Source organism: Falsiroseomonas tokyonensis (assembly GCF_019024325.1).
In the GTDB taxonomy this organism is placed as follows: domain Bacteria; phylum Pseudomonadota; class Alphaproteobacteria; order Acetobacterales; family Acetobacteraceae; genus Falsiroseomonas; species Falsiroseomonas tokyonensis.
The window spans coordinates 14,555-34,693 of the sequence record NZ_JAFNJS010000006.1; the positions used below are offsets into that span (position 1 = coordinate 14,555).

Below are 20,139 nucleotides of genomic sequence, written 5' to 3' on the forward strand. Positions count from 1 at the left end.
GCCTGCCGTTGTGGCGGTCGGGCGCGCATGTCGCTGCACCAGGTCCTGCCGGTATAGCCATGTTAGAGACGGGCGCTGCGCGGTCCCACGGCGGCGCGTCCCGCCTCTGTGCACTCCGTCCGCTGCACCGGAACCTTGGCGCTCATGCCGCGCCGCGCTCGGCCTCCACGCCGCCGAGTGCCGTGCGCAGCATGTCTTCCTTCGTCTCGTCGAAGGAGCTGCTCATGATGCGCCCACCCATACCCTGCAGCCCCGCCATGACGCGGTCCGCCGTCATCTTCCGCACCAGCAGGAACAGCGCGGCCTCACCCGATTGCAGCGTCTGCGCCACTTCCTTCATGAAGGTGTCGTTGATGCCGACATCGCTCAACCCGCCGGCAACGGCACCCGTCGCCGCGCCAAGCGCGGCGCCTGCCAGCGGGTTGAGGAACAGCAGACCGATCAGCGAGCCCCAGAGCGCGCCGCTCGCCGCACCCGCTGCCGTCGGCTGCAGGATCTGGTTGAGCTTGATGCCACCATCGGGGCGCCGCAGCGCGACGGCGGCATCGCCGACCGCAATCAGGTATTCGCGCTGCATGGTCAGCACGCGCGAACGCGCCTCCTCCGCCTGCGCTTCGGTCGGGAAGGCGATGACGAGCAGGTCTGCCATGTGAATGCTCCTGTCGATGGCATGCGGGCGAAGGTGACCGCGGCGCGGTGAGAGGGGGGCACCCCGCGCCGCGGGCGGGCTCTACTCGGCGGCCGTAAGGTTCGCCGGGTTGAGCCGCGCTGTGCGCAGCGCGCCGCCGGGCGTCCTGTGGACGACCGTGGACTTCGGGATGTCCACCGCGACCACTTCGGCCGCCGGCAGCCGCAGCTGCAGATTGGTCAGCAGGATGGTCTCCGGCACGCCGCGTGGCGTCTTGGCGCCGGTTGCGCGGCACGCGACCTCAGCGCGCTCGCATTCGCGCGCGGGTTGCGCCACGGCGGCTGCAGCCAGGGCGATGCCAAGGCCGGCATCGGGTGTGATGGGGCGCGCCGCCCGCAAAGATTTCAGAGACATCATCTATACTCCCACGGGCCCGGACAGGGCCCTGCGGCCCGCGTCGCAAGCGGTACCAAGGCGCGTGGCGCAAGGGATGGGCGCGGCGTCCCCGCGCTGAACCTCGCGTTCCTTGGCGCGCGAGGAAGCTGGAACGCCCGGCGGCTTCGCGATAAGCCAGGGGCAGGCGCTGGCGAGAGTGAACCGCAGATATGCCCGACCCTGGCGCGACCGATCTGCGAGATCCGGTCCGGGGCGACGGTCCCGGCGCCGAACGGGCGGGGCGCTTCTCGGTGGATACGCGCGACCTGCCGCCGGCGATCCGCCTGGATGCATGGCGCGCCTTCTGGCAACCAGCGGTGCATGTGACGGCGAGGTGCGACGGTGCCGAGGGCTTCATCGGCCAGGCCACGCTGCGCCCGCTCGGCCGATACGTCCTGCTGGACATGCAGGCGGCACCCCCCAGCTATCGCAGGCCGCGCAGCCAGGGCCTACGGGATGGGCTGGACCATTGGGTGGTGGCGTTGCACATCGGCGAGGCGGAGCGCCCGACCGCGGCGATCTGGCTCGGCTCGCTTTCGCAGGGAATCGGGCTGCGCGATCTCGGCGGCCGATGGCTCGCCGTGTTCATCCAGCCGCAGTGCCTGCCGCAGCTCGCCTCAGCCTTCGCGGCGCCGCGCGCGGTGCCGGTGCTGAGCCCGGCGGCACGCATGCTGGCCGGAATGCTGCCGCGCATCACAGCCTCCGCGGACCAGTTCGCGGCCCGGGAGGCACCGCGCCTGGAAGCCGCGCTGTCCTCCATGCTCGCGGCATGCCTGCTCGACGATGAGATGCAGCCGACCTCCAACCGCCTGCAGCTCGCGGCCGCAAGGCGGGCGCGGGTGATCGCGCTCGTGGACGCCGCGCTGGGCGATCCGGAGCTGTCGCCGGCAAAGCTGGTGCGGCAAACCGGCATCTCACGCTCCGAGTTGTATCGCTGCTTTGCGCCGACCGGCGGCATCTCTCGCGTCATCCAGTTGCGCCGGCTGCGCCGGGCCTATGCCGAACTGGCGCGCGCAGATGGGCCGAGTTCGATCAGCCTGATCAAGGACGCGGTCGGGTTCATCGACGCCTCCAGCTTCGCCCGCGCCTTCCGCCGCGAATTCGGCTGCACCCCGCGTGAGGTGCTGGCCCGCCGCCCGCCGCCCGCAGCGCATCCCTGCCCCGGCCTGGCCGCAGCCCTCAGCCCTCGTTGACGGCCAGGACAGGGCTCGGTTCCGGCGCTGCGCCACGCCGCTCCAGCGCCGTCACATACAGCGCCGGCAGCACGATCAGCGTCAGCAGGGTGGCCACCAGCAGCCCCCCCATGATGGCGAAGGCCATCGGCCCCCAGAACACCGTCGGCGCGATCGGGATCAGGCCCAGCACGGTGGAAAGCGCCGTCAGCATCATCGGCCGCAGGCGCGACGTGGCGGCCGCCAGCACCGCATCCCGCAGGGCCATGCCATCGGCCCGGTCCTGGTCGATCTGCACGATCAGGATGACGCCGTTCTTGGCGATCATGCCCAGCAGGGCAAGGATGCCGAGGATGGCGACGAAGCCGAGCGGCCGGTTGAACACCAGCAGCGCCAGCACCACGCCGATCAAGCCGAGCGGCAGAATCGCGACCACCAGGGCAAGCCGCGCGAAGCTCTGCAACTGGAACATCAGCACGGTCAGCATCACGACGATCATGACCGGCACCACGGCGATGACGGAGTCGCGGCTCTTGGCGCTTTCCTCCGCAATGCCGCCGATCTCGATCCGGGTGCCGGCGGGCAGCCTCGCGTTGATCGCGGCGATGCGCGGCGTCACCTCCGCCACCACCGTCTCGGGCAGCACGCCGGGGCGCACATCTGCCTGCACGGTCAGGGCGGCAACACGGTCGCGGCGCCAGATCAGCGGATATTCCTGGCCGTGCTCGAAGGTGGCGAACTGGCCGAGGGCGACGGTGCGGCCTCCGGGGATCGGCACCTGCATGGTCTCCAGCGTATCCAGCGAGAGCCGCTCCGCGGCATTGGCACGTGCCCGCACGCTGACCAGGTAGATGTCGTCGCGGATCTGGGTGATGACCGTGCCGGTGATGGCTGCGTTCAAGGTGCCGGCGATCGCGGCCGAGGACAGGCCGAGCTGGCGCGCCTGTTCCTGATCCACGACGACGCGCAGCTGCCGGGCCGGCTCGATCCAGTCGAAGCTCACATTGCGCGTCCCGGCGCTGGCGGCCATTTCCTGCGCCACCTCCAGCGCCACAGCGCGGATGGTCTCGATGTCAGGGCCGACCACGCGGTATTGCACCGGCCAGCCGACCGGGGGCCCGAGCTCGAGTGGCGATACGCGGGCGATGGCTGTCGGGAACTGCTCGGCCAGCAGGGCTTCCAGCCGGCGCTGCAGCGCTTCGCGCACCTCCGGGTCCTTCGCCACCACGACGGCCTGGGCGAAGAAAGGATTCGGCAGCTGCGCATTCAATGGCAGGTAGAAGCGGATCGCGCCGCGGCCGACATAGCTGCTCCAACGCGCCACGTCCGGGTCCTTCGCCAGCGCCGCATCCAGCCGCTCCACCGCTGTCAGGCTGGCATGGATCGAGGCGTTCTGGGGCAGCGTCAGGTCCACCAGCAGCTCCGGCCTGTCGGAGGAAGGGAAGAACTGCTGCGGCACGAAGCGCAGGCCATAGAGCGAGGCGAGGAAGGCCGCGATGGCGACGGCGATGGTCACCCAGCGCAGCCGGATAGCCATGGTCAGGAAGGCCGCATAGCCGCGCAGCAAGGCGCCAGGCGGCGCTGCCGCCACGCCGGCCGCCTGCTTCGGCGCCTTCAGGATGGCCATGCCGAGCAGCGGCGCGAACATTACCGCGACAAGCCAGGAGACGACCAGCGCCAGGCCGACCACGGCGAAGATGGAAAAGGTGTACTCGCCCGCCGAACTGGCGGCGAAGCCGATCGGGATGAATCCCGCGATCGTCACCAGCGTGCCGGTCAGCATCGGTGCCGCCAGCGTGTTGTAGGCGAAGGTGGCCGCCTGCGCCTTGCCGTCGCCGAGCGAAAGCCGCCGGATCATGGCGTCGATGGTGGTCATCGCGTCATCGACCAGCAGGGTCAGAGCGATGATCAGCGCGCCGAGCGAGATGCGCTGCAGGTCGATGCCGGCCAGCAGCATCAGCGGGAAGACGATGGCAAGGGTCAGCGGGATGGAAAGCGCCACCACCGCGCCGGCCCGCATACCCAGCGCGACGAAGCTGACGGCCATGATGATCAGGATGGCTTGCCACAGGCTTTCCGTGAATTCGCCGATCGCGGTGTCCACCGTCTGGGCCTGATCCGCCACCAGGTAGGGCTCGATGCCGATGGGCAGGTCGGCCTGGATTGCCTGCATCTCGCGCCGCAGGTTTTCGCCCAGCGCCAGGATGTCGCCCCCCGTGCCCATTGCGATGGCGAGGCCTATGGCGGGCTGTCCGTTCACCCGGAACATCGGTTGCGGCGGATCGGCATAGGCGCGGCGGATTTCCGCGATATCGGTCAGCCGCACCAGGCGGTCGCCGGCGACGAAGGAAATCTTGGCAAGGTCCGCCTCGTCCTGGAAGGCACCGGAGACGCGCACCGAAAGCCTCTCGTCGCCGGTCTGCACCAGGCCGGCCGGCTGCACCGCATTCTGCGCCTGCAGCGCGGCGATCAACGACGGGTAGTTCAACCCAAGCCCGGCGAGCCGCTCCAGCGAGAATTCGACGAACACGACCTCATCCTGCGCGCCGAGGATCTCGACCTTGGTGACGTCCGGCACGCGCAGCAGGCGCGAGCGGATGGCCTCGACGTAGTCGCGCAACTCGCGTTGACTGAAGCCGTCTGCTGTGAAGCCGAAGATGATGCCGAAGGTGTCGCCGAAATCATCGTTGAAGCCGGGGCCGACCACGCCCTGCGGCAGGGTATGGCGCATGTCGCCGATGCGCTTGCGCACCTCGTACCACATGTCCGGCACCACCTCCGGCGGGGTGGAGCCTTTCAGCTCCACGAAGATCGTGGTCTGCCCCGCGACGGTGTAGCTGCGCAGCCGGTCGAGATTGGGAGTCTCCTGCAGGGTCCGCTCCAGCCGCTCCGTCACCTGGGCCAGCGTCTCCTCGATGGTGGCGCCGGGCCAAGCGGCCTGCACCACCATGGTGCGGAAGGTGAAGGCCGGGTCCTCGTTCCGGCCGAGGCGGAAGAACACGATGCTACCGGCGATGACGGCGACCAGCATGAAGTAGGCGAGAAGCTGCGGCCGCCGGATCGACCACTCGGACAGGTTCGGCCCGATCATGGTTGGACGTCCAGCAGCCGGACCTGCTGCCCAGGGCGCAGGACCTGCACGCCGGCGGTCACGACGACATCACCGGCTGCCAATCCCGAGCCGATGATGGCGCGTGCCGGGTCATGCCGCAAGATCTCCACGGGGCGCAGCGCGACCGTCCTGGTTGCCGTGTCTACCACCCATACGGCAGCGGCACTGCCCTGGCGGGTCAGGGCGCTGGCCGGGATGGCGTAGCCCGCTCCGCCCTGCAGTTGCATCCGGCCGGTGACGGTGGAACCAAGCCGCAGCCCGGCGGGCGGATCCTCCAGCCCGATGCGCACGCGGAAGGTGCCGGTCACCGGGTCGGCGCTGGGCGAGACTTCCCGCACGCGACCGGTCGCGCGGGTGACGGGGTCGAGCGTCAGCGCCACGGCGACGATCACCCCCGGCGGCGCGCGGTCCATGACCGCGGGCGGCACGTCGAACACCGCGTCCAGGCCATCCTGCCGGGCAAGGCGCACGATCATACGGCCGGGCGCCACCACCTCGCCCGCCTCCGCGCCGCGGGCGGTGACGGTTCCGGGCGCATCGGCCAGCAACTCGGAATAGCTCAGCCGGTTCTCGGCGATGTTCACCTGCGCCTGCGCCGAATCCACCGCACTGCGCGCGGTCTGCCGCTGCTGCGCCGCCTGGTCGTAGCGTTGCCTGGTGCCGAAGCCGCTGCGCAGCAATTCACGCGCACGATCGTAGTTCGCCTCCGTCTCCACCAGCTGCGCCTGCGCGGCCACCAGGGCCGCGCGCGCGGCGCGCAGCCCGTTCTCCTCGTTGGTGCGGTCAAGGCGGGCAATCACTTGCCCCGCCGTCACGCGGTCGCCAACATTCACCAGCCGCTCAATCATGCGCCCATCGATGCGAAATCCGAGATTGACCTCAGTCTGCGCCTGGATGGTGCCGGTCAGGCTGACGGTGGTGCTGTCGCCGCGCGATTCGACCGTGACAACGCGGACCGGCCGCGGATCGGGCGCGGCGGGCGGCGGCGCCTCGCCGCAGGCGGCCAGTGCCGCGAAGGCGAGCAACAGGCAGGGCCGCTTCGCCTCATCCGAGACACTCGACATGCTCGAAATCCCTGCACTGGTGGGAAGGGGAAAGCTAACGATCCGTCCGCCTTCCTTGATCAGCGGCACGTCCCGGCCATGCGCACTACGTCCCGAAGCCACGCCCGCGCGACCGCACGCGATGCCTAGACACCCGCGGGCATTGCATCCAGGTCGAGCGAGGATCGCACGCCAAGGGCTCGCGCATGGTCACGCAGGAATTCCCGATCCGCCACCCTGCAGGGCAAGGTCCACGAATGCGGGATCACGTCGAGGCATCACGCCCTCCGGCGCTCGGTGGTCACCGCGGCCCAGCCGGGACAACCCGCACAGAGGCCTGCGCGAGCCGACGCAGCAGGCGCAGGCGGCGCAGGATCGGGCGGCGGTCATGCAGCAGCATCTCGACCGGCTTCCACATCGCCACCCAGCCGAGGATACCGATGCTTTCGCGTGCGATGCGGGTCAGGGGCCGTTCGGGAAAGTCGGCGACGAGCAGCCAGGCGGTGGTCAGGCAGGCGGCGAGGATCGCCAAGCCGATGGCGAGGCTACGCCGCGCATCGGAAAGGTGCTCCTTCGCCGAGCGCTCCTGCGCCTCCGCTAGCAGGCCGAAATGCGTTGCGAGCGCATCACCCAGCCGCGCCTTGTCGGCACGGCCCATGGCATCGGGCGGCAGGCGCACGGTGACACGGAGTGGCACCTCCGTGGGCTGGCGGCGCGCCCATTCGATGATCTCGCTTTCCGCCGCAGCGCGAAGGCAGCCGGGATGCAGCGGCCAGGCGGCATCCACGGCGACCAGTTGCCCAATATCCATCAGGTCCAGGTCGAGATTCGAACCGGCGAGAGATGCGGCCGGCCTGGCGGTCGATAACGCGGTCATAACGACATCGGACATGACGCCCCCGGCTCCAGGATCCACCGACCTTAGGCCCGCGCCCGATGATGTTCATTATCCCGCCGTCCCGCCGCTTGCCCGCACGTCTCCGGAAGAACGCAAGTGCAAATACCCGACCCGCATCGGGCAAAAAACGCAGCCGAATAATTTATCGCGAAGTCCGAACCGTCTCAATAAACAATATATCACGACGAAGTTTCTTGTTGCGGAAGCGGGCAGTCCCCATTTAATGGACAGGCGAATGTTCATTGGTGGCGCCGATGTTTACAATAATTTCCGGCCAGCAGCAGTGTATTTTTCAACTTAAAGGTGATCCTCCAGTAGCAGGAAATGCGAGGCCTCGCCTGCTGAAGCCGCCGCGCCAGCCCGCGCGGAACCCGCCGGCGCGCCTTCAGTGCGACGCCTGGCGTGACATGAAGCTGGAGCTGGTCGATCCTGGCGCGCCCCGGCCCCTTCCCGATCGCTACAAAGTAAGCGCCGTCACCTTTCGCTTTGGTGGGCTGTCGCTGCCCGCGGCGGAGCCACCGGCCGAAACCTGCCAGCGCCCGGCAGGCAACCTGCGGCGCGACAGCAAGTGGTCCGGTCCGCTCGTGCTGCACACGCTGGGGCATCCTTGCGACGCGGCGCCCGCCCCTTCTGGCTCGCAAAATTTGCACCCGCCGCGCGAGGAGCTGCCCTCCACCCTCGTCTCCGAAGTAACGGGCTGCCAGGTTCTGGATACGCCGAGCGGACTTCTCCTACGGGATTACCTTCTGCTGCTGGCGGACCAGCTTCCCCGCATGACGATCGCGGATGGACTGCGTTTGGCGGAAGCCACCAGGGCCATGATCGCCCTTGCGGCAGCAGAAAGCCCGGCGCGGCGGGATGCGGCAGCGGCGCCCCTCGGGGCTGTGCAGCTGGCGCAGGTGCACAGCTTCATTCGCGCCAATCTCGGCTCGGCCAGGCTCGGGCCGATGCGGATTTGCCAGGTGGTCGGCATCGCGCGCTCGCAACTCTACCGGCTGTTCGAACCCTATGGCGGCGTGGCGCTGTTCATCCAGCGGGAGCGTCTAGACGCGGCCTACCGGGCGCTGACCGACCCGAGCGATACGCGCAGCATCGGCGAGATCGCAGAGGCGAGCGGGCTGTTCGATGCTTCGAGCTTCAGCCGCATGTTCCGCCGGGCCTTCGGCATTCGGCCGCGCGAGCTTCGCATGGCGCAGAGGATGCGCACGCTAGCACCCGCTCCCTGGCCGCCCGCTACAGGCTGAACCCGAAGACAGTCGCCAGGTGGCGCCGTCCTGAACGAGGTAGAGGAGGCGATTGTCGTCGAAGTCCGCCGGCGTACCCTGCTGCCACTCGACGACGTCCTGGCTGCCTCCGCGAAACCATCCCGACACTATCCCGCAGCGCCCTCCATCGCTGCCTCTTGCGGCACGGCATCTCCCGCCTGCCGCAAGCTGAGGAGAAGGCCTCGAAGCGCAAGCGCTTCGCCGAGACGATGATCGGCTATGTCCACATCGACGTCTGCGAGTTGCGCCTGGCTGAAGGCAAGCTCTTCATGTTCCTAACCATCGACCGGGTTTCGAAGTTCGTCCACGTCGCCTTCCTGGACGCCAACACCAAAATGAACGGCGCCGCCTTCTTGCGCGACGTCGTCGAGGCCTTGCCCCTACCGGATCCACACCGTGCTGAAAGACAATGGCGTGGCCTTCGCCAACCTGCCGAAGTACCGCAACGGGCCTACCGCACGCTGGATGGGCCACATCTTCTATCGCATCTGCCGCGAGCACGGCATCGAGCACCGCCTGACCAAACCCGGCCATCCTTGGACGAATGGCAAGGCAGAGAGGATGAATCGCACGGTCAGGGACGCCATGATCAAAGCCTTCCACGATCCCAGCCTTAATTCTCTGAAGGCGCACCTGCTCGTCTTCGTCCAGACCTACAACTTCGCCAAGCACCATAAAGCAATCAGGGGGCGCACCCACTTCCAGGCCGTCCGCGACGCCTGGGCCAGGAATCCATCCCTCTTCAAAATCAACCCGCGCCGCCTCATCCCGGGACCAAACACCTAGGACCGCAAGCATGGTGCGACCGGCGGCTGAATGCGGCGTTGGTGTCGTCCGAAGGGCCATCGGTGCGACCGGGGGGCGAGCATGTCGACCGACATGTCTATGCTGCGCGCGGCGTTGCAGCCGGCGGCCCTGAATGGCCGCCAGCGCATCAGCAGCCCCGGCACGTGCGTCCGTCCTATCCGCGTGCAGGTGGCACGGACCCTGCCCGCATCGCGACAGGCAAAAGCACTAGCGGATCAGCGGCGCGTCGATGGCGTGGATCACGCCGTTGGAGCACGGGATATCGGCGCGGGTGACGCGTGCCATCCTCTCGCCACCCACCAACACCGACAGCACGCCATTCTCCTGGCGGAGCTGCAGCGGCGTGCCGGCGTCCGTCATCAGCTCGCCGGCCCGGCCGAGCGCCGCGCTGTCATGGCGCCCCTGCACCACATGCGCCCGAAACGCGGCCGGTGCGAGAACCGGATCAGCCTCGCGATTCCCGTCCACCATGGGAAACAGCCGATCGATGATGACGCTGCGTGCCCCACCCGCCAGCGCATCATTGGTCGGCGCGAAGATGGTGATGGCATGGGCATTGCGAACATCGGCGACGGCATGAGCGCGGATCACACCGCTGATGAAGCGGGAGAACTCGTTCATTCCTGCAAGGACGTCGACACAGTTCCGCTGCTGCGCCGAGGCGCCCGGTGCGCTGACGGCGCCAATGGCAACAGCGATCGCAGAAAATGCGGCGAGGCGCAGTCTTGAGGATCGGAAGGTCATGGCATTCTCTCCTTGTGACGGGCCGAAGCCCCGCAGCGGGTTGGCGAGGGCCTCGGCCCCGATCGCCAGTCACGAACCTACGGCGGCGCTCCGGCGCGTGGTATGGGCGTGGGTCTCAGGCCTATGCCAACTGTCCCATCATCGGCCGGCGCACCCCCTGGCCAGGGGCCGAGCCGCGCGCGACAGCCTGCCTTCACGCGTCAGAGCCTGCGCCGTGTTGGAACATCCGGTGCATCGGACGGATGCGACGCCCATCACACGCCTGGCGCGGATCACTAGTCTTCCCGGCACGCGCCTGAGGAGCTTTCGATGGGACAGAGTTGTGCACCTCCCGCAGCTCGGTTTGCCGATGCGCGGCCATCATCCTTCTCGCCAGGGCGGGATCGGCGGAACGGGACAAGGCCTCGCGCCGCGAGGCTTGCTCTGCTGGTTGCAGCCGTGCTGGCCTTCGAATCCCCTGCCAGGGCGCAGACCGATCTCACGCCGCAGGCGATGCCGCCACCTTCGACAGCCGGCGGCGAATGGCGCGTCTCGGTTGGCGCGGGCGCCCTGCTTTCGCCTGACTATCTGGGTTCCGACAGCCACACCCTTTCGCCGCTCCTCAGCCCTGATATCAGCTGGCGGCAGGACACGCTGTTCCTATCCCTGCGCGATGGCCTGGGTGCCACGCTGCTGCGCCACGGTCCTGTCTCCATGGGCGTCGTGCTGAGGCCCCGCTTCGGGCGCGACCAGGACGACAACGATGCCTTGCGCGGCATGGGCGACATCCGCCCTGCCGGCGAGGGCGGCCTTTTCATGCGCTATGCCAACCCGAACTGGCGCGGCGCGCTGGAGCTGCGCCAGGGCTTCGGCGGCCATTCGGGTCTCGTCGCCGATGCCCGGCTCGACCGGGTGCTGCGCCTGCGACCGGATCTCATCCTGAATGCCGGCCCGCGGTTGAGTTGGGGCAGCGAGGATTTTGCCGAAACCTATTTCGGCGTCGATGCGGAGCAATCCAGGCGCAGCGGCCATCAGCGCTTCGCGCCGCAGGATTACTGGTTCGCAGGCGTTGCCGCGAGCCTGACCCTGCAGCTCGATACCCGCTGGAGCCTGACGGCGTTCGGGGAGGTCGGACAGATCCTGGGTGCCGCCGCCGACAGCCCGCTCGTCGATGGCCGCGGCAGCGCAACCCAGGCGCTGTTCGGCTTGACCCTCAACTGGCAGTTCCTGCCGTAACGCCGCCGCGCTGCGTCAGCGCCGCACATTCCAGAAGAGCGGCGGCCCACGCAGCACGCCCGTCAGCGATCGGCGGTAGGCGGTTGGCAGGAAGTACTGGCCGAGCGGAAGATAGGGCACCTCGGCAAAGGCCAGGCGCTGCATCTCGGCTGCGATGACCCGCTGCGCGGCAAGGTCGCCGGCGTCGAGCCATGCGTCGGCAAGCGCCTCCATGCGCGGAATGGAAGGCCATCCGAACCAGGCTCGCTCGCCGCTGCCCCGGACCAGCTGGTGAATGCCCGGATGCAGCAGGTCGAGCGTCGCGAAACCGGTGTAGAAGCAGGACCAGCCGCCGCGCTCGACAGGCTCGCGGCTGGCGCGCCGCTGCACCACGGCGGCCCAGTCCGTTGCGACATGGTCGAGGTTGAGCCCCAGGCGGCGGAACAGCTCGGCACCCACCTCACCCGCCGCCCTGCCCGCTGGAAAATCCGTCGAGACCAGCGAGACCACGCGCTCGCCGCGATAGCCGGCCTGGCGGATGGCCTCGCGGGCGCCTGCGATGTCACGCGGTGCGCGGATCGCCTCCATGCCTGCATCGCTCGCGAGCGTCGTGCCTGGCGGCCAGATGCCGACGCCATCCTGCCATGCGCCGGGCTCGGTGCCCGCAACCGCATTCATGAAGTCCGCCTGGTTCACCGCGCTCAGCACGGCGCGACGGATCGCCGGGTTGTCGAAGGGTGGATGCAGATGGTTCAGCCGGCAGATACTGACGCTGCCGAGTTGTGGCGTCGTCTCGATCATCAGGTCGCGGCTGCGGCGCAATACCGGCAGCAGATCGAAGTCGGGCCGCTCGACCCAGTCCACCTCACCGCGCAACAGCGCCGCCGCCGCGGTGGATGGGTCCGGGATGGTGTGCCACTCGACGCGGTCAAAATGCACGACCTTCGGCCCAGCCGTCCACTCCGGCGTTCCGCCCTCACGCGGGAGGTATCCGGCAAAGCGTTCGTAAACGGCGCGCGAGCCGACCACCCACTGGTCGCCGCGAAACCGAAAGGGGCCCGAGCCGACCACCTCCGCGACCACGCGCGAGGGCTCGGTCAGTGCAAGACGCTCGGGCATGATGGCGCAGATCGGTGACGCCAGCTTGCCAAGCGCATCGAGCATCGGCGCGAAGGGGCGGGAGAGGCGGATCACGAAGCTGCGGTCGTCGGTCGCCGCGATATCGTCCGTTCGCGCCGCCAGGAGTTGGCCCAGCGGGTCGCGCTGCGACCAGCGCCGGATCGAGGCAACGCAGTCCCGCGCGCGGACCGGTTCGCCGTCGTGGAACAGCAGGCCCTCGCGCAATCGGAAGGTCCAGCGCCGGCCCTCATTCTCGACCAGATGCTGCTCGACCATCTGCGGCGACGGCTTCAACGAAGCGTCGAGGCCATAGAGGGTATCGTAGACCATCAACGCATGGTTGCGCACGACATAGGCCGTGGTGAACAGCGGATCGAGCACCGCGAGGTCCGCCTGCGGCACGAAGCGCAGGCTTCGCGCGGTCGCGCCATGCACCGGGATGGCCGGCGCGGACAATGTCGTGGTTGCCGCGATGGCGGCCAGCAGGTGTCTGCGACTGGGCACGAAGTTGCTCCATCGATGTCAGGCGGCCGATCGGGTCCGATGCACAGCCATGCAGCCGGCAAGCAGCGTGGCGGAACACCGTGCCTTCACGTCGTCAGTGCCGGCGCCATGACCTCCAGTCGGGGACGGTGCTCAGGCGGCGCGACGCGCCGCAGTGCACCAGGTGCGTAGCCGAACTCCCTTCGGAAGGCGCGGCTGAAGGTCGTTGGCTCGAGGAAGCCGAGTTCCTCGCTGATCACCTGGATTGTGCGGCTATCGGTGGGATCGGCGATCGCCCGATGCGCCTGGCGCAGCCGCTCCCGCTGGATGTCGCGCACCACGCCGCCAACCGGCTCGAACAGGCGATAGAGGCGGGAACGCGAAATACCCACCAGCCGACACAGGAATTCGGGTGTGAGATCCGGTGACCGAAGGTGCTGGCGGATGATGGCGCGCACACGGGCCAGCCGCGCTGCCCGCACCACCGCGTCATCCACGAGCCCCGGCGTTGTGGCGGCCGAGACCGCCGCGCTCACCAGCGCCCGCGTTGCTTCAACGGCGCGCGGAATCTCGGCCTCCCGCATATTCGGCAATTCGGCGGCGATCCGCTGCAGGAAGCCGCCCAGGATACGGCCGGACGCAGAGGCAAGCGGCGCAACGCGGCAGCGTTCGATCGCCGGAGCGAGTTCGGGGCAGCTGTCGCGCGGCATGACGAGGCAAAGCCATTCGCCGCCGAAAAGCTCCGTCTCGAACGGCTCGCCGAGCGAGAGGATGACCGGTACGAGTGGCGGAACGGTGAGGCGGCTATCGCCGCCGCGCACGCCATGCATGCCCCGCGTCGCGACGCAGACAAGCCAGTCATCAAGAAGGTCGCGGCTGATCTGCGCGGCCGAGCGGCGATAGCGCGCGGCATGCGTGTCCACCCGGTAGAGCGCGAAACTGCCGAGCTTCCAGATGCCGTTGCCTGTTTCACCGTGCCCTGCGGGCGCGAGGTCTTCCAGCACCCCGGCCAGAGCCACTGCCGAAGTGCCATTCGCGGGCATGCCGGCATATCGCCTGTCGCGGCAGTCGTGCGGTTCCAACTCGATAGTTCGGGGAATGCCGTGCCCGGCAATCCGCTGCGGCCGCATCATCATGGTCTCCACCATGTCCACCTCCGCCATGCATCGCCGTACGGCGCAGCCGACCGGCACGCCACCATAAGCCAGGCCGCGCGCCGATGATCAGGAGCGATAGGCTGGGCACAGTCCTGGGACGCTCGGCACAAGGCGGAACGGTGCGCGTGTCGCGGCTGGCATATGCAGCGCAATGCGGGGACTCCGAACCCATCGCCGCGCAGTCGGCCATCGCTAGAGTGCGGGCGGCAGGCGTTGCTCCGCGCCGCATCGGCGGGCTCGCCGGCACCAGTGAAGGAGACGACTTCAACGGTTTTAACCCAGAGGAGAAGACCGCATGACGACGAACCTGCGACGCACATTGCAACGCCCGATGCTCGCGGCTGCCGCGCTTGCATCCGTGGCGGCGATGCCATTCCCGTCCCTGGCGCAGACCTCGATGGGCTCGCGCGAATTCCAGCAGGCCGAGCTCAGCGAATTGTCCCCCGCCCTTCGCAGCGAGGTGGAGCGGCGTGTCGCCCAGGCGCCAGGCAACACGCCACGCGGCGTCCTGGAGTCGATGCTGCTCAACGAACTCCAGATCCGCGAACCCGCCAGCCGGATCGTCGGGCTCGACCTGGGTCGCGGCGTGGTCGTGATCCAGCAGCCGTCCGGCGCGATGAAGGCCTACACCTTCAACAAGCAGGAGGGTCTGCGGGTCATCGGCGAGGTTTCGCTGGCCCGTTGACCGCGGCCGCTTCGCATCAGGTGAGGTGGCGGGCGCCAGGCAGGGAATTCCTGGCGCCCCGGACTTTCGGGACGACGAGCATGCGCTTGGGTCAAGGGAACCGCTTCTTTCCGCCCGGGCGGCCGCACGGCCCGGACGCGGTGCATGCCGTGCCTGCGCGCCCGGCCGCGATGGCGCAGGATCTGGTGCTGCCTGTCCACCGCGCCCTCCCGCCCCTGGCCGCGAGACCGCCAGGCATCGGGCCCGGCGCACCATCCCGGCCGGAGCAGGCCGGCGTCGTCCTCGCAGGCCGGCAGCCATGAGGCGTCCACGCCTGTTCATCATCTCGGTCGGTGGCGCGGAGACCGGAATGCCGCCGGAGGAGCTTGGCGCGGCACTGGGTTCCGTAGTCTTGCCGGCGACCGTCCCGGCCTTCGCCGCCATCGCGGATGTGGATTCATTCGCATTGTTGCACGTGCCGAGCGCTTCGCTCTCACCCGCCCATCTCGTGGACGTCGCGCAGCGGATCGAGGACGCGCTGTCCACGGGCTGCGACGGCGCGGTGGTGATTCATGGCGCGGACACCATCGAGGAATCGGCCTTCATCCTCGACCTTCTGATAGGCAGAGAGAACCCGGTCGTGGTCGCCGCCATGTGCTGCGGTGGCAATGGGCTCGCCGCGCGTCAGGCGGCGCGGCTGGCAGTCGCTGTCGCCGTGGCGGCCGCGCCCGAAGCCCGTGGCCTGGGCACGATGGTGGTGGCGAAGGATGAGATCCATGCCGCGCGCTTCGCCCAGCTTTCACACGTTCGGCAGGGCGCTGCATTCGTCTCCCCGCTGGCCGGGCCAATCGGCCTCATCGTCGAGGGACGCCCGCGATTCTGGGCGCGTGTATCGCGCCTGCCGTGCTTTCCGGCCTATGACGGGCCGCCTCGCCAGGTGGCCCTGCTGCGCTGGACGATGGGTGACGATGGGCGCTGGCTCAGGTCACTGCCGATGCTCGGCTATGCCGGCGCGGTCATCGAGGGCATGGGCGAAGGCAATGTGCCGATGGAGGCCATGCGACCGCTCGGCGAACTCGCAGCGCGCATGCCGGTGGTGCTCGCCTCACGTTCCACGACCGGGCTCGTCGTGGCGCGCGGGCGGCCCCGCGCGGATCTCGACCTGCTCCGCCTGGGCCTGATACCGGCAGGATGGCTGTCCGGGCTCAAGGCGCGCCTGCTGCTAGGCGTCGCGTTGCGCGGTGGCACCGGACACGCCGCGGCTGCCGCCGCCTTCGCGCATTACCAGTGACGGCGCACGCCGCAGTCCCGCAGCACGCCAGGCTGGCGCCATGGCAGGCAGGAAGCACGCCATGGTGATCGACCACGCGATGCGCACGATGATCGGCCTCTGCACGGCGATCCTGGTCGCAGCGGCACTGCGTGCCGCGGATGCGGTCTTCGTGCCCATCGCCGTCGCGCTCTTCGTCACCGCCATTTTGCGGCCGGTGCAGCGCGGCATTCGGTCCCGGGCCGGCGCGGCCGTTGCGGCACTGGCCACCATGGTCCTGGCGTTGGTCACCCTGGGCGTGCTCGCGCTGCTCAGCGCCTGGGCCTTTGGCAGGGTCGGCCAATGGATCATCGTCAATGCCGCCACGCTGCAGGCGCTCTACGCGCAGAAGGTCGCGCTGCTGCAGGACGCCGGCGTACCGTCGGAAACCCTGTCCGGCATGTTCGACATGCGCCTGATGGTGCGCCTGGCCCAGCAGGTCACCTCCCAGTTGCAAGGCATATTGAGCTTCACCGTGGTCACCCTGGTCTTCGTCATCCTCGCGCTGCTCGAAGTGGACGTCGCGCGCCGGCAGCTTGAGGCGCTGCGCGGTTCACCCGGCGCCGCCGCGCTGCTGCGCGCCGCAACACGAACCGGCACGAAGCTGCGTGCCTATATGGCCGTCCGCACCGTCATGAGCATCCTCACCGGCCTTGCCGTCTGGGCCTTCGCGAGCGCGATGGGTCTCGAACTGGCAGAGGAATGGGGTCTCATCGCCTTCGTGCTGAACTACATCCCCTTCATCGGGCCGTTCGTGGCCACGGTATTACCCGCGGCCTTCGCGGCGCTGCAGTTCGGCACCTGGCAGGTGGCCGCCACCGTCTTCGCCGCGCTGCAGGTGATCCAGTTCCTCTCGGGCAGCTATATCGAGCCGCGGCTGGCAGGGAGGCGGCTTGCGGTCTCGCCCTTCCTTGTGCTTGTCGCCGTGTTCCTTGTCGCGTTCCTGTGGGGCATCATTGGCGCTCTGGTCGGCGTCCCAATCCTGATAGCAATCCTGTGCATCTGCGAGGAATTCGAGCAGAGCCGCTGGGCTGCGCGGCTGCTGTCGGGCCTCGATGCCGATACCGCGGTGCCACCAGCGCCTCGCGAGGCCGGTTCGGCATAATTCAGCCGCTGCGCAGCATCATGCCGGGCGTCCCGCGACTTTGCCCGGCATCCCCGCCGGTGCCGCCAAGTAATCTTCGCGGTTTCCCAGAGAACCCGGAAGCGTAAGGGTTCTGCCGCGACCAAAGCTTCCTTCACAATCCTTACAGCGCGGGCAAACCTTGCCACATTCCTGTTATTGGGAGGAAGGATTCAAATAATGCTTTCAGCACCTCTCAACGAAGTTGCAGATCGTGTTCTAGCGCGGGAGATCATGGACGCAGCGGATGCGCCCGCTGCTCCGGCCGTTGCCAGGCCACCTGGGCGTCCCGGCTCTGGCGACAGCGATCAGGACATGGGCACGCCGGCCGGACCCGACGATGCGCGGGCCACAGCCCGCCCCAGACAACCGCTGACCTTCTCCACCCTGGACCTGCCGCCGGGGCAGCAATTCGACGCCTGGCAGGCTACCAGCGCCGGCACCATGGAGGTGATGCCCCTGGCCGATCCGGCCGCCGGCTTCCCCGCAGAGCGGGCGCTTTGGGCGCTTGGTCCCCTGGCGCTCATGACGATGCGGGCCCCGGCCGCTCGGCTTGTGCGCACGGCCGCTGCAGCTCGCCGAACTTTGCTGGACCATTGGATGATCAACGTCGCGCTGCGCGGCGAACGGCGGATATGCAACGACGTGACGAGCTCGACCATCCCTGCCGGCGTGGCAAGCATCGGTTCGATGAACGACGTCATGGAATCGGATCGAACGGACATCGACTGGCTCTGCCTGTTTCTGCCACGTGATCTTGCGCCCGAGATCGCCACGGCGCTGAGCGCCTCCCGCGGCAGTCCGCTCGATACCTCCATGGGTCGCATCCTCGCTTCCTTTCTCGTCCAACTCGCAGCCGAGGTGCCGTCGCTTGGCGAGGCAGAGCAGGCGCGGGTCGTCGAATCCGCCCGCGCAATTGTCGCGGCATCCATCGCACCGTCGGCCGAGGCAATGGCCGCCGCGCATGCGCAGATCGACCTCGTGCAACTCTCGCGCGTCAAGGTCATCATCCGGCAGCATCTGCGTTCCGCCATCCTTACCGCGGAACGCCTCAGCCGCCTGGCGGGCGTCTCACGCTCACAGCTCTATCGACTGTTCGAGCACCAGGGCGGTGTCGCGCATTACATCCAGTCGGAGCGGCTGCGGGCGGCATGCCGTGCGCTGGCAGCACCAGGGGGCGAGCGCGACATCTCGGCGATCGCAGAGGATGTCGGGTTCTTCGATCCCTCGGCCTTCAGCCGGTCGTTCCGGCGGGAGTTCGGATTGGCGCCGCGCGAGTTCCGGGCCGCGGCCCTGGCGGGGCAGGCGGTTGTGCTGCGGCGGGACCCCATGAAGCCAGCCACCACCGACCTCGCGGATTTTCTCGCCCGGCTGTAGCAGCCCGTGAGGTCAGAACCTGGCGATGCCGAAGGCGACCAGGCGGTTGGCAATGCCGTGCCCGACGCCGCCCGCCCCTACCGCCTGCGCGCCATCCTCCAGGTCGCGACGGCTGAAGAAGTACTCGGGCCCTAGGTGGAGCCAGCCGAAGGGTTGTCGGCTTGTCCTCCGGGCGGCGAAGGGACTCCAGCCCAGGTTCGCGATCGCCTGCTGCATCTCGCGGTTCAGTGAAAGCGCTCTGCTTGAGCCGGGCGCGAAGCCGACACCGCTCGGAAAATCCTGCCGCGCAAAGGCATAGGAGAGCGTGCTGCGCAGCGTGTCGCTCCAGAAGCGGCGATAGCCGAGGGTGCCGCCATAGCTCGGCACCAACTCCAGGCTGTAGCCGGTGCCGCCCGTCGCGGAGATGTCCGTCAGGGCCGCCTGGCCGAGGTACTGCCGGCGAAGTAGCGTCCGATGCCTTCGCCGTAGTGACACATCAGCAGTAGCTCGTCGCTCCCGAAGGACGTCATCCAGCGGCCGAGCGGCAGTCGCGCATGCGCGGCAAGTCCCCAGCCAATACTGCTCTCGGACCCGCCCGGACCAAGCACGGTGCCGTCCGCATCCAGCGCCAACCGACGCACCAGGCCGCGCAGCACATACTCCTCCGGCCCGTCGCCCCAGGTCACGCGCGCCAGCAGATCCGGCGCCCGGTCGAATACGAGGCTCGCGCCGCCATCGAGGCGTATGGGGCTGAAGATCGGCCCGCCCTGCATCGTGACGTCGCCATATGGCGCTTCGAGCGAAGCCTGCACCGTCCGGTTCGGGCCAAAGCGCCGCGGTGCGCGCAACTGCGCCTGACGGATGAAGGATTGGTTCGGGTTGGTGGCGGCGTGATAGGCCTCGATCAGCCCTGCGTTCCAGAGGCTGTTGGCCTGCCCTTCGAGGAAGCTCCAGTCGCCCTGCGATGGTTCCGCGAAGGCCACGCGCAGGCGCAGGGCGAGATCGCCACCCTGGGAGATCTCACCGCGGAAAGCCGCCTCCACCGTGGTGTCGAGCCGCCCCCAGCTGGTTTCGGTGCGCGTGTCGAAGCCGATGCGCGAATTGCGCGCGGTGACGCCGAAGCCACCGTTCTGGCGGGCCGCGGCGCTGCCGGTCAGCGGGATGCCCTGGACCGAGGCCGCATCCGTCGCATTGCGCCCGTTGAAGTCGGCCTAGCCGGTCAGACGGATGAAGCCTTAGGAGCCGGACGGAGGTTTCGGTATTCGGCACGCGCATCGCAAGCCCGTCGAGGCTGCCGCGCAGGGCCGGGTCAACCTCGGCGCGCACCACCTCCGGCGTTCGTCGTTGCGGCACGACGACGACCGCCGCGACGGAGGGCGCGGCACGAACGGCTGGCTGCACGGGCGCGGGCGCGCGCGCCGCAGGCCGGGGCGGGCTGCGTTCGAGCTGGTTCACCCGCTGCTGCAACGCCTCTATGCGGCGGATGAGTTCCGCGACATCGGGCTGTTGCGCCGCCACCGGCGTGACGAAGGCAAGGGTCAGGGCGCCGCCGCTTTCCAGATGCGCATCGCGCCAACTCCACCAACCATGCTGCGCAAGCATCGGAAGACGTGGCCAGAACTGGAAGCAC

The 20,139-nt window shown here is 68.6% G+C and carries 18 protein-coding genes and 1 pseudogene; 8 read left to right on the forward strand and 11 right to left on the reverse strand.

Annotation, left to right across the window (positions count from 1 at the left end; all coding sequences use genetic code 11):
• Nucleotides 1-142: 142 nt before the first annotated feature.
• Together J3S20_RS19430 and J3S20_RS19435 are read right to left on the reverse strand one after the other, a co-directional pair.
• On the reverse strand, nucleotides 143-649 hold the full coding sequence (locus J3S20_RS19430; RefSeq protein ID WP_216838184.1) for a DUF1269 domain-containing protein: 507 nt from the start codon (nucleotides 647-649) through the stop codon (nucleotides 143-145).
• A gap of 81 nt (nucleotides 650-730) precedes the next feature.
• Nucleotides 731-1,045, reverse strand: coding sequence for a hypothetical protein (locus J3S20_RS19435; RefSeq protein ID WP_216838185.1), 315 nt, complete (start codon nucleotides 1,043-1,045; stop codon nucleotides 731-733).
• A 188-nt stretch (nucleotides 1,046-1,233) separates the two neighbouring features.
• Here J3S20_RS19435 and J3S20_RS19440 point away from each other — a divergent pair, with 188 nt between their 5' ends.
• Nucleotides 1,234-2,256 (forward strand): helix-turn-helix domain-containing protein, encoded by a 1,023-nt coding sequence (locus J3S20_RS19440; RefSeq protein ID WP_216838186.1) that lies wholly within the window; start codon nucleotides 1,234-1,236, stop codon nucleotides 2,254-2,256.
• Here J3S20_RS19440 and J3S20_RS19445 read toward each other — a convergent pair.
• The 3 genes from J3S20_RS19445 to J3S20_RS19455 form a co-directional block, all read right to left on the reverse strand.
• Complete coding sequence (locus tag J3S20_RS19445) at nucleotides 2,243-5,326, reverse strand: efflux RND transporter permease subunit (RefSeq protein ID WP_216838187.1); 3,084 nt, start codon at nucleotides 5,324-5,326, stop codon at nucleotides 2,243-2,245. The two genes, J3S20_RS19440 and J3S20_RS19445, sit on opposite strands and share 14 nt — an antisense overlap.
• A complete protein-coding gene (locus J3S20_RS19450) occupies nucleotides 5,323-6,411 on the reverse strand; it encodes an efflux RND transporter periplasmic adaptor subunit (protein ID WP_216838188.1) in 1,089 nt (362 codons plus the stop codon). The genes J3S20_RS19445 and J3S20_RS19450 overlap by 4 nt, the downstream gene beginning before the upstream one ends.
• Before the next feature lie 280 nt (nucleotides 6,412-6,691).
• Complete coding sequence (locus tag J3S20_RS19455) at nucleotides 6,692-7,282, reverse strand: hypothetical protein (RefSeq protein WP_216838189.1); 591 nt, start codon at nucleotides 7,280-7,282, stop codon at nucleotides 6,692-6,694.
• A 953-nt stretch (nucleotides 7,283-8,235) separates the two neighbouring features.
• On the opposite strand from J3S20_RS19455, the gene J3S20_RS30345 reads away from it, so the two are divergent.
• Nucleotides 8,236-8,532, forward strand: a complete 297-nt coding sequence (locus J3S20_RS30345; protein WP_246603083.1) for a helix-turn-helix domain-containing protein — start codon at nucleotides 8,236-8,238, stop codon at nucleotides 8,530-8,532.
• Nucleotides 8,445-9,339: pseudogene (locus J3S20_RS30350) on the forward strand (integrase core domain-containing protein); the annotation flags it as partial. The gene J3S20_RS30345 and the pseudogene J3S20_RS30350, both read left to right, overlap by 88 nt.
• A 228-nt stretch (nucleotides 9,340-9,567) precedes the next feature.
• On the opposite strand, the gene J3S20_RS19470 reads toward J3S20_RS30350, so the two are convergent.
• Nucleotides 9,568-9,981 (reverse strand): fasciclin domain-containing protein, encoded by a 414-nt coding sequence (locus J3S20_RS19470; protein ID WP_216838192.1) that lies wholly within the window; start codon nucleotides 9,979-9,981, stop codon nucleotides 9,568-9,570.
• 561 nt (nucleotides 9,982-10,542) lie between these two features.
• Between J3S20_RS19470 and J3S20_RS19475 the strand changes: the two genes are divergently transcribed.
• The gene (locus J3S20_RS19475; protein ID WP_216838193.1) at nucleotides 10,543-11,319 is read left to right on the forward strand and encodes a MipA/OmpV family protein; all 777 of its coding nucleotides are present in this window, start codon (nucleotides 10,543-10,545) and stop codon (nucleotides 11,317-11,319) included.
• A 15-nt stretch (nucleotides 11,320-11,334) separates the two neighbouring features.
• Here the strand turns inward: J3S20_RS19475 and J3S20_RS19480 are convergent, their stop codons facing one another.
• Both J3S20_RS19480 and J3S20_RS19485 read right to left on the reverse strand, forming a co-directional pair.
• Complete coding sequence (locus tag J3S20_RS19480) at nucleotides 11,335-12,921, reverse strand: ABC transporter substrate-binding protein (protein ID WP_216838194.1); 1,587 nt, start codon at nucleotides 12,919-12,921, stop codon at nucleotides 11,335-11,337.
• Nucleotides 12,922-13,007: 86 nt separating this feature from the next.
• A complete protein-coding gene (locus J3S20_RS19485; RefSeq protein WP_216838195.1) occupies nucleotides 13,008-14,063 on the reverse strand; it encodes a helix-turn-helix domain-containing protein in 1,056 nt (351 codons plus the stop codon).
• Nucleotides 14,064-14,352: 289 nt separating this feature from the next.
• Here J3S20_RS19485 and J3S20_RS19490 point away from each other — a divergent pair, with 289 nt between their 5' ends.
• From J3S20_RS19490 to J3S20_RS19505, 4 genes are all read left to right on the forward strand, one after another.
• Nucleotides 14,353-14,742, forward strand: coding sequence for a hypothetical protein (locus J3S20_RS19490; protein WP_216838196.1), 390 nt, complete (start codon nucleotides 14,353-14,355; stop codon nucleotides 14,740-14,742).
• Between the two features lie 298 nt (nucleotides 14,743-15,040).
• Nucleotides 15,041-16,012 (forward strand): asparaginase domain-containing protein, encoded by a 972-nt coding sequence (locus J3S20_RS19495; protein WP_216838197.1) that lies wholly within the window; start codon nucleotides 15,041-15,043, stop codon nucleotides 16,010-16,012.
• Nucleotides 15,963-17,135, forward strand: a complete 1,173-nt coding sequence (locus tag J3S20_RS19500) for an AI-2E family transporter (RefSeq protein WP_216838198.1) — start codon at nucleotides 15,963-15,965, stop codon at nucleotides 17,133-17,135. The genes J3S20_RS19495 and J3S20_RS19500 overlap by 50 nt, the downstream gene beginning before the upstream one ends.
• Nucleotides 17,136-17,387: 252 nt before the next feature.
• Nucleotides 17,388-18,530, forward strand: a complete 1,143-nt coding sequence (locus J3S20_RS19505) for a helix-turn-helix domain-containing protein (RefSeq protein WP_216838199.1) — start codon at nucleotides 17,388-17,390, stop codon at nucleotides 18,528-18,530.
• 12 nt (nucleotides 18,531-18,542) lie between these two features.
• Here J3S20_RS19505 and J3S20_RS19510 read toward each other — a convergent pair whose 3' ends face one another.
• Genes J3S20_RS19510 through J3S20_RS19520 form a run of 3 tightly spaced genes read right to left on the reverse strand, consistent with a single transcriptional unit; the run spans nucleotide 18,543 to nucleotide 20,111 of the window.
• Nucleotides 18,543-18,896, reverse strand: coding sequence for a hypothetical protein (locus J3S20_RS19510; protein WP_216838200.1), 354 nt, complete (start codon nucleotides 18,894-18,896; stop codon nucleotides 18,543-18,545).
• A gap of 44 nt (nucleotides 18,897-18,940) precedes the next feature.
• Nucleotides 18,941-19,552 (reverse strand): hypothetical protein, encoded by a 612-nt coding sequence (locus tag J3S20_RS19515; RefSeq protein ID WP_216838201.1) that lies wholly within the window; start codon nucleotides 19,550-19,552, stop codon nucleotides 18,941-18,943.
• A complete protein-coding gene (locus tag J3S20_RS19520; RefSeq protein WP_216838202.1) occupies nucleotides 19,530-20,111 on the reverse strand; it encodes a hypothetical protein in 582 nt (193 codons plus the stop codon). Before J3S20_RS19520 ends, J3S20_RS19515 begins: the two co-directional genes overlap by 23 nt.
• Nucleotides 20,112-20,139: the final 28 nt, after the last annotated feature.

Coding starts and splice junctions, on each gene's coding strand:
- J3S20_RS19430 (WP_216838184.1), bottom strand. CDS start 649: ATGGCAGACCTGCTCGTCATCGCCTTCCCGACCGAAGCGCAGGCGGAG.
- J3S20_RS19435 (WP_216838185.1), bottom strand. CDS start 1,045: ATGATGTCTCTGAAATCTTTGCGGGCGGCGCGCCCCATCACACCCGAT.
- J3S20_RS19440 (WP_216838186.1), top strand. CDS start 1,234: ATGCCCGACCCTGGCGCGACCGATCTGCGAGATCCGGTCCGGGGCGAC.
- J3S20_RS19445 (WP_216838187.1), bottom strand. CDS start 5,326: ATGATCGGGCCGAACCTGTCCGAGTGGTCGATCCGGCGGCCGCAGCTT.
- J3S20_RS19450 (WP_216838188.1), bottom strand. CDS start 6,411: ATGTCGAGTGTCTCGGATGAGGCGAAGCGGCCCTGCCTGTTGCTCGCC.
- J3S20_RS19455 (WP_216838189.1), bottom strand. CDS start 7,282: ATGTCCGATGTCGTTATGACCGCGTTATCGACCGCCAGGCCGGCCGCA.
- J3S20_RS30345 (WP_246603083.1), top strand. CDS start 8,236: ATGCGGATTTGCCAGGTGGTCGGCATCGCGCGCTCGCAACTCTACCGG.
- J3S20_RS19470 (WP_216838192.1), bottom strand. CDS start 9,981: ATGAACGAGTTCTCCCGCTTCATCAGCGGTGTGATCCGCGCTCATGCC.
- J3S20_RS19485 (WP_216838195.1), bottom strand. CDS start 14,063: ATGGCGGAGGTGGACATGGTGGAGACCATGATGATGCGGCCGCAGCGG.
- J3S20_RS19490 (WP_216838196.1), top strand. CDS start 14,353: ATGACGACGAACCTGCGACGCACATTGCAACGCCCGATGCTCGCGGCT.
- J3S20_RS19495 (WP_216838197.1), top strand. CDS start 15,041: ATGAGGCGTCCACGCCTGTTCATCATCTCGGTCGGTGGCGCGGAGACC.
- J3S20_RS19505 (WP_216838199.1), top strand. CDS start 17,388: ATGGACGCAGCGGATGCGCCCGCTGCTCCGGCCGTTGCCAGGCCACCT.
- J3S20_RS19520 (WP_216838202.1), bottom strand. CDS start 20,111: ATGCTTGCGCAGCATGGTTGGTGGAGTTGGCGCGATGCGCATCTGGAA.